Annotated in this window: 1 protein-coding gene; it reads right to left on the bottom strand. The window is 52.7% G+C overall.

What is annotated here, in order from left to right; translation table 11 throughout:
* Positions 1-62: 62 nt before the first annotated feature.
* On the bottom strand, positions 63-311 hold a 249-nt coding region (locus tag NGM28_RS28635; protein ID WP_252092570.1), incomplete at its 5' end, for a transposase.

Below are 311 nucleotides of genomic sequence, written 5' to 3' on the forward strand. Positions count from 1 at the left end.
GGGACTGTCAGTTTTTTTGTGTTCGGGCCGGTAATGGCCTGCCGTCAGGCAGGCCCTGATTTTCACCAGGTTGGCCTGATGAACCGATCTCCGTACAGAATCGCAAATTGATTCATCGCGCTTTTCCAATCATGAGCCGGCTTTCCCCAATTGGCTGTTATGTTGCGCAATCCCAGCCAAATCAGTTTGGTCGCTGCGTCATCATTCGGGAAATGCCCGCGAGTCTTGATGACCTTACGTAGCTGGGCGTTGATGCTCTCAATGGCGTTGGTGGTGTAAATCACCTTCCTGATGGCCGGAGGGAAGACGAA

It is taken from the genome of Pseudomonas sp. MWU13-3659, assembly GCF_023757525.1.
GTDB classification, from domain to species: domain Bacteria; phylum Pseudomonadota; class Gammaproteobacteria; order Pseudomonadales; family Pseudomonadaceae; genus Aquipseudomonas; species Aquipseudomonas entomophila_E.